The sequence below is a fragment of the Nonomuraea sp. WAC 01424 genome, from assembly GCF_003947315.1.
In the GTDB taxonomy this organism is placed as follows: Bacteria; Actinomycetota; Actinomycetes; order Streptosporangiales; family Streptosporangiaceae; genus Nonomuraea; species Nonomuraea spiralis.
The window spans coordinates 179,413-195,871 of record NZ_QHHZ01000011.1; the positions used below are offsets into that span (position 1 = coordinate 179,413).

Annotated in this window: 12 protein-coding genes; 6 read left to right on the forward strand and 6 right to left on the reverse strand. The window is 73.6% G+C overall.

What is annotated here, in order from left to right:
* The first annotated feature begins 2 nt into the window (after window positions 1-2).
* From DMB42_RS29290 to DMB42_RS29315, 6 genes are read left to right on the forward strand one after another with little or no spacing between them, the layout of a single operon-like run.
* Window positions 3-2,060, forward strand: a complete 2,058-nt coding sequence (locus DMB42_RS29290) for an ABC transporter ATP-binding protein (RefSeq protein WP_125638474.1) — start codon at window positions 3-5, stop codon at window positions 2,058-2,060.
* Entirely contained in the window at window positions 2,057-3,007 is a 951-nt protein-coding gene (locus tag DMB42_RS29295; protein ID WP_125638477.1) for an ABC transporter permease, read from the forward strand. Before DMB42_RS29290 ends, DMB42_RS29295 begins: the two co-directional genes overlap by 4 nt.
* Window positions 3,004-3,900 (forward strand): ABC transporter permease, encoded by an 897-nt coding sequence (locus DMB42_RS29300; RefSeq protein ID WP_221762401.1) that lies wholly within the window; start codon window positions 3,004-3,006, stop codon window positions 3,898-3,900. The genes DMB42_RS29295 and DMB42_RS29300 overlap by 4 nt, the downstream gene beginning before the upstream one ends.
* Before the next feature lie 54 nt (window positions 3,901-3,954).
* Window positions 3,955-5,817 (forward strand): ABC transporter substrate-binding protein, encoded by a 1,863-nt coding sequence (locus DMB42_RS29305; protein WP_125638480.1) that lies wholly within the window; start codon window positions 3,955-3,957, stop codon window positions 5,815-5,817.
* Window positions 5,814-7,049 carry an erythromycin esterase family protein gene (locus tag DMB42_RS29310; RefSeq protein WP_125638483.1) on the forward strand — a complete coding sequence of 412 codons (1,236 nt, stop codon included), beginning with the start codon at window positions 5,814-5,816 and terminating at the stop codon, window positions 7,047-7,049. Before DMB42_RS29305 ends, DMB42_RS29310 begins: the two co-directional genes overlap by 4 nt.
* Window positions 7,046-9,127, forward strand: coding sequence for a prolyl oligopeptidase family serine peptidase (locus tag DMB42_RS29315; RefSeq protein ID WP_125638486.1), 2,082 nt, complete (start codon window positions 7,046-7,048; stop codon window positions 9,125-9,127). Before DMB42_RS29310 ends, DMB42_RS29315 begins: the two co-directional genes overlap by 4 nt.
* On the opposite strand, the gene DMB42_RS29320 is transcribed toward DMB42_RS29315, so the two are convergent.
* The 6 genes from DMB42_RS29320 to DMB42_RS29345 form a co-directional block, all read right to left on the reverse strand.
* Window positions 9,105-10,769: a helix-turn-helix domain-containing protein gene (locus DMB42_RS29320; RefSeq protein WP_260478016.1), complete on the reverse strand. Its 1,665-nt coding sequence runs from the start codon at window positions 10,767-10,769 to the stop codon at window positions 9,105-9,107. The genes DMB42_RS29315 and DMB42_RS29320 overlap by 23 nt on opposite strands.
* 151 nt (window positions 10,770-10,920) lie before the next feature.
* A complete protein-coding gene (gene menC, locus DMB42_RS29325) occupies window positions 10,921-12,030 on the reverse strand; it encodes an o-succinylbenzoate synthase (protein WP_125638489.1) in 1,110 nt (369 codons plus the stop codon).
* Entirely contained in the window at window positions 12,027-12,914 is an 888-nt protein-coding gene (locus DMB42_RS29330) for a GNAT family N-acetyltransferase (protein WP_125638492.1), read from the reverse strand. The genes menC and DMB42_RS29330 overlap by 4 nt, the downstream gene beginning before the upstream one ends.
* Window positions 12,907-14,148, reverse strand: coding sequence for a M20 family metallopeptidase (locus DMB42_RS29335; protein ID WP_125638495.1), 1,242 nt, complete (start codon window positions 14,146-14,148; stop codon window positions 12,907-12,909). The genes DMB42_RS29330 and DMB42_RS29335 overlap by 8 nt, the downstream gene beginning before the upstream one ends.
* A 118-nt stretch (window positions 14,149-14,266) precedes the next feature.
* Window positions 14,267-14,929 (reverse strand): TrkA family potassium uptake protein, encoded by a 663-nt coding sequence (locus tag DMB42_RS29340; RefSeq protein ID WP_185844937.1) that lies wholly within the window; start codon window positions 14,927-14,929, stop codon window positions 14,267-14,269.
* A complete protein-coding gene (locus tag DMB42_RS29345) occupies window positions 14,922-16,283 on the reverse strand; it encodes a TrkH family potassium uptake protein (RefSeq protein ID WP_125638498.1) in 1,362 nt (453 codons plus the stop codon). Before DMB42_RS29345 ends, DMB42_RS29340 begins: the two co-directional genes overlap by 8 nt.
* Window positions 16,284-16,459: the final 176 nt, after the last annotated feature.

Consider the following 16,459-nt stretch of genomic DNA (forward strand, 5'->3'; position numbering starts at 1 on the left):
GGATGGATTTGGAGAGCGATCGCGTGCTGGCGATCCGGGATCTGTCGGTCGAGATCCGGCGCGGGGACAGGGTCGTCCGCCCGGTCTCGGACGTCGGTCTGGTGCTGAACCGCGGCGAGACCCTGGGGGTCGTCGGCGAGACCGGGTCCGGCAAGTCCATGACCGGTCTGGCGATCATGGGCATGCTCCCGGCCGGCGGCCGGGTGACCGGCGGCTCGATCGACTTCGGCGGCGAGGAACTGGTCGGGCTGCCCGCCGCCCGCTACCGGGCCCTGCGCGGCAACGAGATCGCGATGGTGTTCCAGGACTCGATGACGGCGCTGAACCCGACCCGGCGCATCGGCGAGCAGGTCGCCGAGCCGGTACGGCTGCACCACGGCGCGTCCAGGCGGGCCGCCCGCGAGCGCGCCGCGGAGGTGCTGGCCCTGGTCGGGCTGCCGCGCCCGGCCGAGCGGATGGACGACTACCCCCACCAGCTCTCGGGCGGCATGCGGCAGCGCGTGATGATCGCGATGGCCCTGGCCTGCGAGCCGCGGGTGGTCATCGCCGACGAGCCGACCACGGCCCTCGACGTGACCATCCAGGCCGAGATCCTCGACCTCCTCGACGACCTGCGGTCCCGGCTCGGCATGTCGATGATCCTCATCACGCACGACATGGGGGTGATCGCCCGGCACGCCGACCGCGTCGCCGTCATGTACGCCGGTCGCGTCGCCGAGACCGCCCCCACGCCCGTGCTGTTCGGCCGGACCCGCCACCGCTACACGCACGCCCTGCTCTCCTCGATCCCCTCGCTCACCCACGACAGGGACGAGCGGCTGTTCAGCATCCCCGGCGCGCCGCCCGACCTGACCGTGGCCACGCCCGGCTGCCCGTTCGCGCCGCGCTGCGAGGCCGCCACGGACCGGTGCCGGAAGGAGCGCCCGGCCGCCTCGGCGGAGGACGGCGGGCACGTCCACGCCTGCCACCATCCGGCCTCCGGCCCGGCCGACCTGGTCAGGAGCTGGTTCACGGCCCGCCCGGCCGCGCCCGCCGAGCGTCCCGCCGAGCCGCGGTTGCGCGTCGTGGACCTCAGGCGCGAGTACCCGGTGGGCGGCAGGGGCCTGTTCGGCGGACGCCGTACCCTCAAGGCGGTCTCGGGCGTGAGCTTCGAGGTGGCGGCAGGGGAGACGTTCGGGCTGGTGGGCGAGTCGGGCTGCGGCAAGTCCTCCCTGGGCAGGATGCTCGTGGCGCTCGACCGGCCCACGTCCGGTGAGGTGATCTTCGACGGCGAGCCGGTCAGCCGCATGAGCGCGCGGGCGCTCGGGGAGCGCCGCAGCCGGCTCCAGATGATGTTCCAGGACTCCGGCGCCGCCCTCGACCCCCGGATGCGCATCGGCACGATCCTGCGCGAACCCCTCGCGATCCAGGGCGCCGGCGGTCGCGCCCACCGGACCGCCCGCGCCCGCGAGCTGCTGCGGGACGTCGGCCTGCCCGAGAGCGTCTTGGAACGTTACCCCCACGAGCTGTCCGGCGGGCAGCGGCAGCGGGTGAACCTGGCCCGCGCGCTCGCCCTCGACCCGGCGGTGCTGGTCGCCGACGAGCCGGTCAGCGCGCTGGACGTGTCCATCCGCTCCCAGGTGCTCAACCTGATGCGCGGCATCCAGGCCGAACGCGGGCTCTCCAGCGTGGTGATCTCGCACGACCTCGCCGTCGTCCGGTACCTGGCCGATCGGGTCGGGGTCATGTACCTGGGCAAACTTGTCGAGACCGGCACCACCGAGGAGGTGTACGGCACCCCCGCCCACCCCTACACCGCCGGGCTGCTCGCGGCCGTCCCCGACGTGGACCCGCAGGCCCGGCTCCCGCGCGGCGCCCGGGTACGCGGCGAGCTGCCGAGCCCGATCGACCCGCCCAGCGGATGCCGGTTCCGCACCCGCTGCGCCCTCGCCGACGAGCTGTGCGCCCGGACCGAACCCCTCCCGCGGCCGGTCACCGGCACCCACCAGGTCGCCTGCCACCACCCGCTGCGGCCGCTCGAACCCGCGGGCATCTCACCGAAGGGGGTCTCCCAGTCATGACCTGGTACGTGGTCCGGCGGCTGTTGATCTCGGCCGTCGTCCTGCTCGGGATCTCCGCCGTGGTGTTCCTCATGCTGAACCTCGTCTCGGACAGCCCAGGCCGGGTCGTCCTGGGACAGCGCGCCTCGCCGGAGGCGGTCGCCGACTTCAACACCCGGCACGGCTTCGACCGCCCGGTCCTCGCCCAGTACGTCAGCTACCTGGGCCAGCTCGCCCACGCGGACCTGGGCAGGTCGTACAAGCTGAACGAGAACGTGGCGACCCTGCTCGGGCAGACCGCCGGCCGCAGCGCGATGTTGTCGGCGGCCGGACTGGCGGTGGCGCTGGTGATCGCCGTGCCGCTCGGCATCCTCCAGGCCGTCCGGCGCAACAGCCTGGCCGACCGGTTGCTCACGGCCGCTTCGTACGTGCTCTACGCGACGCCGTCGTTCCTGCTCGGGCTGATCCTGATCGCCGTCTTCAGCCAGGCGCTGCCCGTCTTCCCGGCAGAGGCGTCCCAGTCGCACTCGCCGTGGGTGGTCTTCACCGATCCGCGGGCCATGGCGCTGCCGGTCATCACGCTCGCCGCGGCCAGTGTCGCCGTCTTCGCGCAGTACCAGCGTTCCTCGGCCCTGGACCAGCTCGGCCAGGACTACATCAGGGTGGCGCGGGCCAAGGGCCTGCCGGAGCGGCTGATCCTGCTCCGCCACCTGCTGCGCAACGCCTGCCTGCCGCTGGTCACGCTGGTCGGCACGCTCATCCCCACGCTGCTGGCGGGCAACCTGATCGTCGAGTCGCTGTTCAACTATCCCGGCCTCGGCCTGCTGTTCCTCAACAGCCTGCAACGCGAGGACTATCCCGTGCTGCTCGCCTACACCCTCATCGGCGGTGTCCTGACCGTGGCCGGCAACTTCGTCGCCGACCTCGTGGTCGCGACCGCCGACCGCCGAATCGAGCTGAGGAAATGACCGCACAGAACCTGCACGCACGGCCCGGTGACGAGAGGGCCGGGACCGCTCCGGCGCGCAACCGCTTCCCGTCGCCGCGCATGCTCCGGCGCAGCCCGCTCGGGCTGGCGGGCGGCCTGCTCCTGCTGCTGATCTTCGGGTTCTGCTTCCTCGGGCCGCTGCTCCACCCCACCAACCAGGTCGACGTGGACCTGGTCAACGCGGCCCTGCCCCCCGGCCCCGGGCACCCCCTCGGCACGGACGCCAACGGGTTCGACGTGCTCGGGCGGCTGATGGCCGGCGGCCGGCTGTCCCTGCAGATCGGGCTGCTCGCCGCCCTGTTCGCCACCACGATCGGCACCCTCTACGGCGCCGTCGCCGGGCTGGCCGGGGGAGTGGTGGACGGGTTCCTGATGCGCCTGGTCGACGTCATGCTCTCGGTGCCGTTCCTGTTCTTCGTCCTGATCCTGTCGGCCCGCTTCCACGCCGACGCGCTGTCGCTGAGCCTGGTCATCGGCGGGTTCTCCTGGCTGGTCTCCGCCCGGCTGGTGCGCGGCGAGGTGCTGACCCTGCGGGTGCGGGAGTTCGTGCTGGCCGCGCGGGTCATGGGCGCCTCCCGGCGGCGGCTCATCCTCACCCACCTGATCCCGAACGCGCTCGGCGTGATCATCGTCAACATCACCTTCCAGGTCGCCGACGCGATCCTCGTCGTCGCCGCCCTGGGATTCCTGGGGTTCGGGCTGACGTACCCGACCGAGGACTGGGGGAGCCAGCTCGCCGGCGGCGTCGCCTACATCTCGGCCGACTACTGGTGGCTGATCTACCCGGTCGGCGGCTGCATCGTCCTCACGGTGCTGGCGCTCAACCTGCTCGCCGACGCCCTGCGCGACGCCGTCGGGCGGCGGGCCGACTGAGCCCGCCCCTCTGCCCTCTTCGCGCACTTCCACCCCACATGTAGGGAGCCTGTCATGACGCACGTGTCCGGAAAGCAGCGAGCACGCCTGGCGGTGGTGCTCGCCGTCGCGGTGGTGACGGCCGCCACCGCGTGCACCGGCGGCGGGGGCGCCGCGAAGGACGCCGCCGCCGGCTACGCCAGCCAGCCGGCGCAGTCGGGCAAGCCCAAGGACGGCGGCGCGGTCACGGTCGCGCTCACCCCCGGACTCAGCCCGAACTACATCTACCCCTACCCGCCGGCCTCGGCCAACGGGACGGTCATCGCCCGCGGCCTGATGTGGCGCTCCCTCTACCGGCCCAGCGGCGAGGGTGACCAGGTCGCCGACGCCGAGCTGAGCCTGGCCGAGCCCCCCGCCTACAGCCCCGACCGCAAGACCGTGACGATCAAGATGAAGGACTACAAGTGGTCCGACGGCACCCCGGTCACGGCCGAGGACGTCGTCTTCTCCCTCACCCTGCTCAAGGCGGCGCTCGCGGAGAGCCCGGCCAACTGGAGCTTCTACACGCCCGGCCAGTTCCCCGACGGGGTCACCGCCAAGGCCGCCAAGCCGGACACGCTGACCCTCGCGCTGGAGACCGCGTACAACCCGTCGTACCTGATGTCCATGCTCACGCTGCTGTACGTGATGCCGTCCAAGGCGTGGAACGTCGACCGCGCCGGCGGGCCGCACCTGGACTACACCGAGCCGAAGAACGCCAAGGCGATCTACAAGTACCTCACGAAGGAGTCGGAGTCCCAGTCCACGTTCGCCACGAACCCGCTGTGGCAGGTGGTCAACGGGCCGTTCCGGCTCAAGAGCTTCGACCCGACGACGGGGTCGTTCTCGCTTGCGCCCAACGAGTCCTACAGCGGGCCCGGCGAGTCGCGGCTCGACCAGGTCGACTTCAAGGCGTTCACCTCCGCCTCGGCGGTGCTCAACCAGTTCAAGGCCGGTAACCTCACCGTCGGCACGCTGGACTCCAGCTTCATCGCCCAGATCGGCGCGCTGAAGGCGAAGGGGTTCAACGTCTACGGCGCGCCCGCGCCCGCCCGGTTCGACGCGTTGACCATCAACTTCGGCAACACGGTGAACGGCTTCGACAAGATCATCGCCCAGCCGTACGTCCGGCAGGCCCTCCAACAGCTCATCGACCAGCCGGGCTACATCGCCGGCCGGGGCATCTACAACGGCGCCGGGTCGCCGAACTACAGCACGGCGGGCAGCGGCTCGCCGTACCCGCCCGCGTTCGGCGGGACGCCGCCGTACCCGCACGACCCGGCGGCGGCGGAGAAGCTGCTCACCGCCAACGGCTGGCAGGTCACGCCGAACGGCGCCACCACCTGCGTACGCCCCGGCGACGGGCCGGGCGAGTGCGGCGCCGGCATCCCGCGCGGCCAGAAGATCAGCTTCACCCTGGCCTCCGCGAACACCCCCGCCTACGTCGGCGCCCGGGACGTCGCCTTCGCCTCGGCGGCCAAGAAGCTCGGCATCGAGGTCAAGATCGTGACCAAGTCCCTCACCTACATGTACAGCAACTACGGCAACACCTTCGCGCCCGCGAGCAAGAACGAGTGGGCGATGCAGGACTACGGGCCGCTCTACCTGGCGGCCGGTTACCCCAGCAGCAACACCGTGTTCAACACCAAGGGCAGCTTCAACCTGGGCAGCTACGGCAACGCCGAGGTGGACCGGCTGATCGACGCCTCCACGTTCGGGGCCGACACCAAGGCCCTGTCGGCCGAGGTGACCCGGATCGCCGAGGACCTGCCCGTGTTGTTCTTCCCGACCCCCCACACCCTGGTCGTGTGGAAGGACACGCTGTCCGGCCCGCAGTCGTCGTTCCGGGCCCTGCTCAGCTACCTGTACACGCCCGAGCTCTGGTACTACCACGCATGATCCGGGAAGCGTTCGCCCGGCCGCTGCGCCACCTCGACCCGGAGGCCGCCGACCTCGACGACGCCCGTACGGTGCGGGATCTGGTCGGGGACGCGCGGGTGGTGGCCGTCGGCGAGGGGGCGCACAACGTGCCGGAGTTCTACCGGCTCAAGGACCGGCTGTTCCGCATCCTCGTCCGCGAGCTGGGGTTCACGGCCTTCGTGATGGAGTCCGGCTTCGCCGAGGGGCTGGCCGTGGACGCCTGGGTCCACGGCGGACCGGGGCAGGTCGAGACGGTCGCCCGCGACGGCATCACCTACCGGTTCGGCGAGTGCGAGCCGATGCGGCGGCAACTGGACTGGATGCGCCGCCGCAACTCCGGCGAACCGGCGAAGGTGTCCTTCTACGGCATGGACCTGCCCGGATCGTCCACCTCGCCCGGCCCGGCGGTGCGCGCCTGCCTGGCGCGGATGCCGGCCCGGCCGGGCGACGAGGAGCTGCTGCGGCTGAGCGACCTGGGCGGCCGGACGGAGGCGGCGGTCCGCTACGCGGCCATGCCCGCCGACGCCCGCGCCCGCCTGCTCGCGGGGCTGCGCGACCTGGCCGGACGCGCGTTCCCGCTCGGCGACCCGGTGCTGCGCCGCTGCGCGGCCTCCCTCCTGGCCTTCGCGGAGGAGGGCGTGGCGGGCGTGCCGCCGGACGGGCCCTACCCCCGGGAACGGTTCATGGCCGAGACCGTCGCCTGGGTGCTCGAACGCGAGGAGCGGATCGTGGTGAGCGCCCACAACTCCCACGTCCGGCGTACGCCCTTCCACGGCCGTCCCACGCTGGGCGGGCTGCTCGCCCCGTCCCTGGGCGCGGGCCTGGTCGTCATCGGCAGCACCTACGGCCACGGCCCGGAGGTCCGCTTCACGCAGCGCTCGCCGCGCCCGTACGACTGCGACGTCTCCCTCGTCACGCGGACCCTGCCGCCCAACTGCGTCGAGACGCCGCTGGACCGCCTCGGCCCGCCCGTGACCGTCGTCGACCTCCGCCGCGCGCCGGGCGAGCTGTTCGACGGGATCGACGGCACGCTCGCCAGTGGCGGCCTCGACTCCGTGGACGACTTCCCGGCGGCCTACGACGCCCTGATCCACGTCCGCCGGGTCGGCCGGGTCCCCGGCGCGTTCGAACGGCTCCGCGCGGAGTTCGGGTCCGCCGCGCCGCCGGACGCCCACCAGCCCCCGCACCCCGAACAGCCGGAGTCACCGTGACCCTTCCCTACCCGCCCGCGCGCACCGTCGAGGTCGTCGAGGACGTCGCGGGTGTCCGCGTGCCCGATCCGTACCGCTGGCTGGAGCCCGAGACGCCCGAGGTGCGGCGATGGCAGCGGCGGCAGGCCGAGCTGGCCGCCTCCGTCGTCTACGACGGGCAGGACCCGGAGGCCGTCCGGGACCTGATCCGGGCCTACGACAGCGGGTCCCGCCCGGCCCTGCCCAGATACGCGGCCGGGCGCTGGTTCCGCGCGGTCACCCCGCCGGGCGGGACGGCGCCGGTCGTGGTCGTCGCCGACCGGCCGTACGGCGAGGGCCGGACCGTCGCCGATCTCGCCGTGCTCGGGACCGGGCGGGGCCCGGCGGTGTTGTCCTGGCTCGCGCCCTCGCCGGACGGCCGCGTCCTGGCCCTGGGCGTGTGCACCGACGGCAGCGAGCACAACACGATCCGGCTCGTCGAGGTGGACACCGGCCGGCCGCTCGGCGGCGCGCCGGAGCAGGTCCTGCACAGCGCATGGACCGGCGGCGTGTCGTGGCGGCCCGACAGCGGCGGCTTCTCCTTCTTCGCGCTCACCGGGCCGCCGGAGGAGTTCGAGCAGGCGGTGTTCACCCACCGGCTCGGGCCGCCGGGGGAGACCGTCGTGGAGCCGGTCCCGGTCCCGGCGGGCTCCCGGGAGTACACGCTCGTGCAGTTCTCGCCGGACGGCCGGTGGGCCGTCGCCGCCCACCGCGTGGGCAGCCCGATCCCCGTCGCGGTCCGCGACCTGTCCGAGCCCGGGGCGGCCTGGCGTCCCTTCGTCACCCGGTGCGCCGGCACGGTCGCCGGGCACGTCGTCGGCGACCGCTACGTGGCCGTGACCGACGTCGGCGCCCCGCGTGGCCGGGTGGTCGCCATCCCGCTCGACGCCGCCGACCCGGACGACCCGTCGGGATGGACCGAGCTGGTCCCCGAGGGCGACACGGTGTTGCGCTCCCTCACCCCGGTCGGCGAGCACCTGTACCTCAGCGAGTTCGACCGCACGTTCGCCAGGGTCCGGATCATCGACCGCGCGGGCGCCGTCACCGGCGAGGTGCCCCTGCCCGGCCGGGGCGCGCTGGCCGCCCCCTTCTTCGCCCTGACCGCGCTGGCCACCGGCCTCCCCGCCGACGACTTCGTCTTCGCCTTCTCCACCCTGACCAGCTCCTGGGGCGTCTACCGGCACCGCCCCGGCGAGAGCGGGCCGCAGACGCTGACGGCCCCGGCCGTCACCCTCGACGCCGAGGTGGTGGAAGGCCGCGCGCTCGCCGCCGACGGCGTCGAGGTGCCGTACCACGTGGTGCGGCCGGCCGGAGTCGACCCGGCGCGGCCCGCGCCCACGCTGATCTCCGCGTACGGGGCGGCCAACGTGCCCCTCCTTCCCCAGTACCAGCCCGACCTGGCCGCCTTCGTGGCCGCCGGGGGCGTGCTGGTCCAGGCGTACCTGCGCGGGGGCGGCGAGTTCGGCGGCGACTGGTACCGGGCCGCGCACCGGGAGCGGCGGCACGTACGCGACTCCGACCTCGTCGCGGTCGCCGAGCACCTGATCGCGCAGGGCGTGACGGCCCCCGACCGGCTCGCGCTGACCGGCGGCTCCGACGGCGGGCTCATGTGCGGGATCGCCGTCACCACGCGGCCCGAGTTGTGGCGCGCCGTCCTGCCACGGGCGCCGCTGCTGGACCTGATCGGCGGCACCCGCGACCCGTACCTCGACTTCGTCATCCGCAAGGCGTGGGCCGACCCGGACGACCCCGAGGAGGTCCGGCGGTTGCTGCGGATGTCCCCGTACGAGCTGGTCCGTCCCGGTGTCTTCCCCGCGGTCTACCTCCAGGCGGGGGCGGCCGACCCGCGGTGCCGTCCCTGGCACGCGCGCAAGTTCGCCGCCCGCCTCCAGGCGGCCCAGCGGGGGACGGAGCCCGTCCTGCTGCACGTCTTCGACGACGCCGGGCACGGCGCGGCCACCCCCCATGACGTGGCGGTCGAGCAGGACGCCGAATGGCTGGCGTTCCTGATCGGCACGCTCGGCCTGCGCGGCGCGGTCAGTCGTCCGGGGCCGACCTGATCGACATCAGGCGCAGTTGCAACATGGCCGACAGGCGCGCGTCCGGGGCGCCGAGGTCGAGGCGGCCGACCTCGGCGGCCCGCCGCAGCCGGTAGCGGAACGTGTTGGGGTGCACGAACATCGCGGCGGCGGCCACGGAGACGTCGCCGAACGCGTCGAGCCAGGCGCCCAGCGTCTCGACCAGGCTGCTCTGGTGCTCCCTGTCGTAGGCGACGATCCGGGCGATCGACCCGCTCGGCACGTCGTCCCGGGGGACGAGGTCGGCGAGCTCCAGCAGCAGCGCGTCCACGTGCACGTCGTCCAGGCGGGCCACCTGCCGCCCGGCGGCCCCGGAACGCAGGACACGCAGCGCCCGATCGGCGCCCGAGCGCGACCGGGCGAGCGCCGAGCAGTCGCCGGCCGGGCGGCCCACCCCGATCAGCGGGCGCAGGCGGGAGCCGACGCGGGCCAGGAACTCGGCGGCGACCCAGACCGCGCGTTCCTCGGCGTCCTGCCGGTTCTGCGGGAGGGGCAGGATGCCGTACGCGACGTCGCCGACCAGCGCGGCGGCGGCCCGGGGGTGCACGGCCGACAGGTGCATGGCGAAGGCGTCGGCGAGCCGCTTGCGCTCGGTGGCGAGCTGCGCGGGCAGCGGGTTCTCGCCCGACGGGCCGACCACGGTGAGCGCGAGGACGACCGCGGGCTCGTCCTTCAGGCCGAGGCGGCGCGCGGCCTCCAGGGCTCCTGGCCCGCTCTCCAGCGCCGTGCCCAGCAGCTCCGCGCGCAGCCGGCGTTCCATGTCGGCGACGGCGCGCTGCCACACCATGTGCATGGCGACCAGCTTGGACGCCTCGTAGAGCGCCTGGCCGCGCTCCTCGTCCAGGGGCGCGGGGACGACGACCCAGATCGTGCCGAGGATCTCGTCGCCGGCGCGCACCGAGCTCGCCGTCCGGGGCAGGGCCGGCGGTTGCATCGTGCCGTCCGGGTCGGGCAGGGGCGCCACGAAGACGGGCCGGTCGCTGCGGTAGATCGCCTGGAACACGCCGCGTTCCTCCAGGATGCGGGTGTACTGCTCCGGGACCTGTCGGCCGAGGATCGTCCGTACGCGGGAGGTGTCGGTGTCCTCCTGGCGGCTGGAGAAGGCCAGCAGCCGCGAGTTGCGGTCCTCGATGGTGACGGGCGCGTCGAGCAGCGCGGCGATGGCGTTGGCGACGGCGAACAGGTCGCCGGACCGGATCCGGCCGACGGTGGGGGCGTCGGCGTCGTTCCGGCCGCTCTCGGACGTCAGCGTGCGCAACATGCCCGCAAGGTGCGTCCAGGACGCGCCGCGGGCGAAGGCCAGCACCGTCACGCCCGCCTCGCGCGCCGCCGCGGCCAGCTCGTCGTCGGCGACGACGGGGGCGCGGACGATCAGCGCGGCGGCGCCGTGGCGGCCGAGCCGGGTCACGACCCGGGTGATGTCGGCCGGGTCGTGCAGGCCGACGCCGAGCACCAGCGCGTCGCGGGGCAGCTCGGGCTCGTCGAGCGGGTCGTGGATGACGACGCCGCCGACGTCCTGGGCCAGCCGGGCGTCGCCGCAGACGACGTCGAGCAGGGTGGTACCGAGCTCCTCCAGGACGCGGCCCAGGCTGGCGCGCGGGAGGCCGGTCATGGGGACAAGCACGCTCCCGAAGCTAGCGCCGCCATGGTGGGGCGTCGTTCGTCCGGCATGACGAAATGCTACCCGCACCTCCGTCCAAACGGACGAACCATGACGAACTGCCCCCCCGCGCCTCCGTCCGTCCGTCCGTCCGGACGGACGGACGGACGAAGCATCAGGACGGCAGCGGGACCCAGGTCGTCCGGACCGTGACGTCGTCCAGGACCTCCGGGATCGGGGTGACGCCGATCCCCGGCCCCTCCGGTACGGCGAGGTGCCCGTCCACCAGGCGGAACGGCGGCGTGAGGTCGGTCCGGTAGTAGCGGTCGGAGGCCGAGGTGTCGCCCGGCAGCAGGAACCCGGGCAGCGCGGCCAGCGCGACGTTGGCGGCCCGGCCCACCCCGGTCTCCAGCATGCCGCCGCACCACACCGGCACGCCGTGCGCCGCGCACACGTCATGGATGCGCCTGGCCTCCAGGTGACCGCCCACGCGGCCCGGCTTGATGTTCACCACCTGGCAGGCCCCGAGCGCGATCGCGCCGGGGGCGGCGCGGGCCGAGACGATCGACTCGTCCAGGCAGACCGGCGTGCTGATCCGCTCGGCGAGCCTGGCGTGCCCGATGAGGTCGTCCTGCGCGAACGGCTGCTCGATCAGCAGCAGCCCGAACGGGTCCAGGCCGGTCAGGTGCCGCAGGTCGGCGCGCCCGTACGCGGTGTTGGCGTCCACCTGGAGCGGGATGTCGCCGAACCGCTCGCGTACGGCCCGGACCGGCTCGATGTCCCAGCCGGGCTCGATCTTCAGCTTGATCCGCAGGTAACCCGCGTCCAGGTACTCGGCGACGGCGTCGAGCAGCGCCGGGATCGACTCGGTGATCCCCACCGACACCCCGCACGGCACGGTGTCGCGTACGGCGCCGAGCGCCTGGCCGAACGGGACGCCGCGGGCCCGCAGGTCCGCGTCCAGGACGGCCGTCTCCAGCGCGGCCTTGGCCATGCGGTGCCCCTTGAACGGCGCCAGCGCCGGGGCGACCCGGTGCGCGTCCAGGTCCGGCACCCCGGCCAGCGCCGGGATCAGGTAGCGGGCCAGGACGTCGGCGGCGGCGTGCGTGTACTCCGAGGAGTACAGGGGCGCCGTGCCCGCGCCGCACTCGCCCCAGCCCTCGGCCTCGCCGGTGACCACGCGCACCAGCAGCGCCTCCCGTACCGTCTCGGTGCCGAACGACGTGCGGAAGGGCGTCACAAGGGGCATCTCGACCGTACGGATCTCGACTCCGGTGATCTTCACTCCGACTCCTGTCTGTCCACGATGTACCAGCCTGTCCGGTCGAATCCGCGTACCCGCGCGCCTCCGGCGAGCAGATCGCCCAGCACGTCCCGCAGCGCGCCGCGCCAGTCCGCGGCGCGGGCCGGGTCGCTCTCGCGCATGGCCTCCACGTCGCCGGGGATGCCGACCAGCACCGTGGGCGTGCCGGCGTACCGGACCAGCGGGCCGCCCGCCGCCGAGACCTCCAGCGCCACGGCCGCGCCCGCCGCGCGGGCCGCCGCCACGTCCGCCTGCCTCGGCCGGCCCGCGCAGGCCGCCTCGACGCCGGGCGTCTCCAGCCGCCACCGGACCAGGACGCGGTCGGTGTCGTCGGCGCGGTTGATGTCGTCGTCCATGGGGCCGTAGAAGTTCGGCAGGTACTCGGCCGGATCGGCGCCCAGCTTGGCCAGGTTGAAGTACGCGTTGCGGCGTACCAGCGGATCGTAGGTCCAGCAGATCTCGCCGACGCCGCGCGACATCGCCCAGGCGCGCTGGTGCAGCTTCATCGCGAAGCCGACATTGCGGCCCTGCGTGCTCGCCAGCACACCGGCGATGTGACTGTGCAGCGCCCCGCGCGCCGGCGGGGAGAAGAAGCCGAAGCAGGCGCCCACCATCCGGTCCCCGTCGAAGGCGCCGCTCACGTAGCTGCCCGCCTTCGCCATCGCGCGCAGCAGGTCGGCTGTCACCGGCGGGTTGTTCTCGCCCGTACGCCAGATGTGCTCGTACAGGCGGCGGACGGCCTCCAGCTCGCCGACGCTGTCCAAGGGGCGGATGTCGATGCCCGCGCCGTCCGCGGCGGCCCGCGCCGCTTCCCAGGCGGCCTCGACGAGCCGGGACTCGCGGCGGTCACGGATGAGATCAGTCACGCCGGTCATGGTCGCAGCCGCTTCCGTCCCGTAGCTGGTCGGCGAGCACCGGGCGGTGGCGCCGGTTTCGTCCGGGCGGACAACCGGTGGCGCCGCCGCCCGGCCGGGCCCTCTCCGCCGCCAGCAGCTCGGCGACCAGCGCGGCGAGCAGCCGGGTCCGTCCCGGCAGCTCCGCGACCAGCACGTGTTCGTCGTCGGCGTGGGCGCCGCCGCCGACCGCGCCGAGGCCGTCCAGGGTGGGCGTGCCGGTACCGGCGGTGAGGTTGCCGTCGGAGGCGCCGCCTACGGCGACCGAGGCGAGCGGGCCGATCCCGAGCGCGTCGGCGAGCCGGCGGGCCCGGTCGAACAGCTCCCGCGACGCCGAGGCCGGGAGCGGCGGCCGGTTCGGGCCGCCGCCGACCGCCACACCCGCGCCGGGCAGCACCGGCCGCAGCGCCCGCATCGCCGCGTCCACGCGCCGCTGCTCGGCGGCGTCCCGTACGCGCACGTCCACCTCGAAGCGGGCCCGCGCCGGGACGGTGTTCACGGTGGTGCCCGCCTCCAGGCGGGTCGGGGTGACGGTCGTGCCCAGCGCGGGGTCGGCCAGCGCCGCCACGGCCGCGATCTGGTGGCCCACCTCGACCGTCGCGTTCACGCCGCGCTCCGGCTCCAGCCCGGCGTGCGCGGCCCGTCCCCGTACGAGGACCTCGTAGCGGGAGACGCCCTTGCGCTCGGTCTTCAGCGCGCCTCCGGGACCGGCGGCCTCCAGCACCAGAGCCGCCGCGCACCCGCGCGCCTCGTCCTCGACCAGCTCCCTGGACGTGGGGGAGCCCGGCTCCTCGTCGCCGGTGACGAGGAGGGTCACGCCGTCCAGGTCGTCCAGGGCCGCCAGCGCGTGGAAGGCCATCACCAGCCCGGCCTTCATGTCGAAGCAGCCCGGCCCGCGCAGCACCCCGTCCCGCACCTCGAACGGGAGCCGCTCCAGCGAGCCGACCGGCCACACCGTGTCGTGGTGGCCGAGCAGCAACACCCGGGGCTCGCGGCCGAAGCGCCAGCGCAGATGGGTACGCCCGTCCAGGACGATCCGCTCGGGCCCGGCCCCCAGGAGGGCGGCGCCCACCTCGGCGACGGCCGTGGCGCTGCGGGCCACCGCGGCCAGGTCGTCCGAGGGCGACTCGCAGCGTACGAGCCGCTCGATGCCGGCGATCAGCGCGGCCTCCTGGCCCGGCCCCGGCGTGGTACGGCGTGCTGTCATGATGGCTGCCTCCGGTCGACGGACCGCCCATCATCGTGAACCACGACCAGGACGGGCCTGTCGGACCGGCCAACATCGCCCGCCCGGGTTGGGCCGCCACGACGACCGCGCCCGGCGGCTACGGCAGCTCGGCGAACCGTTCGACGTCCTCCGTACGGCCGGAGACGATGATCACGTCGCCGTAGGCCAGCTCGGTGTCGGCGCTGGCGTAGGTGAACTCCTCCTCCCGGCTCTTCACGGCCACCACCGTGACGCCGTACTTGCGCCGCAGATTGGAACGGCCGAGCGGGACGCCGATGTAGTCCTTCGGCGGATGGGTCTTGGCCATCGCGAAGTTCTCGTCCACCTGCATGAAGTCCAGCATCCGGCCGCTGACCAGGTGGGCCACCCGCTCGCCCATGTCGTGCTCGGGGAAGACGACGTGATGGGCGCCGATGCGGCGCAGGATGCGGCCGTGCTGGCGGCTGACGGCCTTGGCCCAGATGTCGTCGATCTCCAGCTCGATCAGCAGCGACGTGGTCAGGATGCTGGCCTCCAGGTCGCCGCCGATGGCGACGACCGCCCGGTAGAAGTCGGGCACGCCGAGCTGGCGCAGCGTCTCCAGGTCGGTGGAGTCGGCGGTGGCGATGTGGGTGATCTGCCCGGCCAGGCTCTGGGCCACCTTGGGCCGGTTGTCGATGGCCAGGACCTCGGTGCCGCGCCGGGTGAGCCCCAGGGCGAGCGAGGTGCCGAACCGGCCCAGGCCGATGACCACGACGGGATCCGTCTTCTTGTCAACCAACGATGACACGTTCCTCGGGTAGTTCGTAGCGGCGGGTGCGCTCCTTCAGGGCGAGCGCGGAACCCAGCGTGAGCGGGCCGATGCGCCCGATGAACATCAGCGCCGCCAGCAGCAGGTGCCCGGCCGGCGTGGTGTGGGCGGTGATCCCGGTGGACAGCCCGTTCGTGCCGAACGCCGAGACGACCTCGAACAGCACCTGGTCCAGGCTGTGCGGGGTGATGGCGAGCAGCAGGTAGGTGGAGACGGCGACCAGGACGACGCCGATCATCGTGATCGAGATGACCTGGCGCTGCGCGGACTCGGCCAGGCGCCGGTGGCCGATGTTCACCCGCGGCTCGCCCCGCAGCTCGGCCCAGATGATGAACGCCAGCAACCCGAACGTGGTGACCTTGATGCCGCCCGCGGTGCCGGCGCTGCCGCCGCCGATGAACATCAGCAGGTCGGTGGCCAGCAGGCTGCTCGGGTAGAGCTGGCCGATGTCCAGGCTGTTGAAGCCGCCCGAACGCGGCATGACCCCGGTGAAGAACGAGGCCAGCAGCTTGCCGGAGTCGTCGAGCCCGCCCAGCGTCCTGGGGTTGCGCCACTCGGTCACCAGGAAGATCAGCGTACCCACCGCGAGCAGCACGAGCGTCACCCCGACGGTCACCCGGGTGAGCACCGACCAGCGGCTGGGCCGGCGCCAGGCGCGGGCCAGCTCGAACACCACGGGGAAGCCCAGCCCGCCCACGATCACCGCGAGGGCGATCGGCAGGCAGATCCAGGCGTCGGTGACGAAGCGCATCAGGTTGTCCGGCCACAACGCGAACCCGGCGTTGTTGAACGCCGACACCGCGTGGAACCAGCCCAGGTACATCGCGCGGCCCGGCGGCTCGCCGTAGCCGGTCATGAAGCGCCCGGTGAGCACGGCGGCGACGATCAGCTCGGAGACGAGGCTGAAGATGACCACGTTGCGCACCACGCGCCGCACGTCGGACATGCTCAGCGTCTTGGTCTCGGCCTGGGCGAACATCCGGGCGCGCAGGCCCAGCCGGCCCGCGACCAGGACGGTGAACAGCGTGGCCATCGTCATGATGCCCAGGCCGCCCACCTGCACCAGCCCGGCGATCACCACCTCGCCGAACACCGACCAGTGCGTGGCGGTGTCCACCACGACCAGGCCTGTCACGCAGACCGCGGACGTCGCCGTGAACAGCGCGGTCAGCCAGCCGGCCGACTCGCCGGAGTTCGTGGCCATGGGCGAGGTCAGCAGGGCCGTCCCGACCAGGATGAGGGCGGCGAACCCGGTCGCGATGACCTGCGCCGGGTGGTGGAACCGGGACAGGAAGACGCTCGTCAGCCGCAGTTGGTGCTTCATGGCACAGTCCGGCCGTTCTCGTGGCCCCGGACACCGGACCGGGACGGCAGGCCGCGCGGCGGCGCGACGGCGTGGGTCGGCGGGCGGGGGACATGATGTGAGGCGAGCACGATCAGACGGTAGACCACCCACCGACCGCACCGTCACACGATGCCCCCACCTACCCCCCATCGGCT

What these genes read in the sequence shown, in the direction of transcription:
- DMB42_RS29300 (WP_221762401.1), top strand. Translation starts at nt 3,004, where the DNA reads ATGACCGCACAGAACCTGCACGCACGGCCCGGTGACGAGAGGGCCGGG.
- DMB42_RS29310 (WP_125638483.1), top strand. Translation starts at nt 5,814, where the DNA reads ATGATCCGGGAAGCGTTCGCCCGGCCGCTGCGCCACCTCGACCCGGAG.
- DMB42_RS29290 (WP_125638474.1), top strand. Translation starts at nt 3, where the DNA reads ATGGATTTGGAGAGCGATCGCGTGCTGGCGATCCGGGATCTGTCGGTC.
- DMB42_RS29305 (WP_125638480.1), top strand. Translation starts at nt 3,955, where the DNA reads ATGACGCACGTGTCCGGAAAGCAGCGAGCACGCCTGGCGGTGGTGCTC.
- DMB42_RS29345 (WP_125638498.1), bottom strand. Translation starts at nt 16,283, where the DNA reads ATGAAGCACCAACTGCGGCTGACGAGCGTCTTCCTGTCCCGGTTCCAC.
- DMB42_RS29295 (WP_125638477.1), top strand. Translation starts at nt 2,057, where the DNA reads ATGACCTGGTACGTGGTCCGGCGGCTGTTGATCTCGGCCGTCGTCCTG.
- DMB42_RS29335 (WP_125638495.1), bottom strand. Translation starts at nt 14,148, where the DNA reads ATGACAGCACGCCGTACCACGCCGGGGCCGGGCCAGGAGGCCGCGCTG.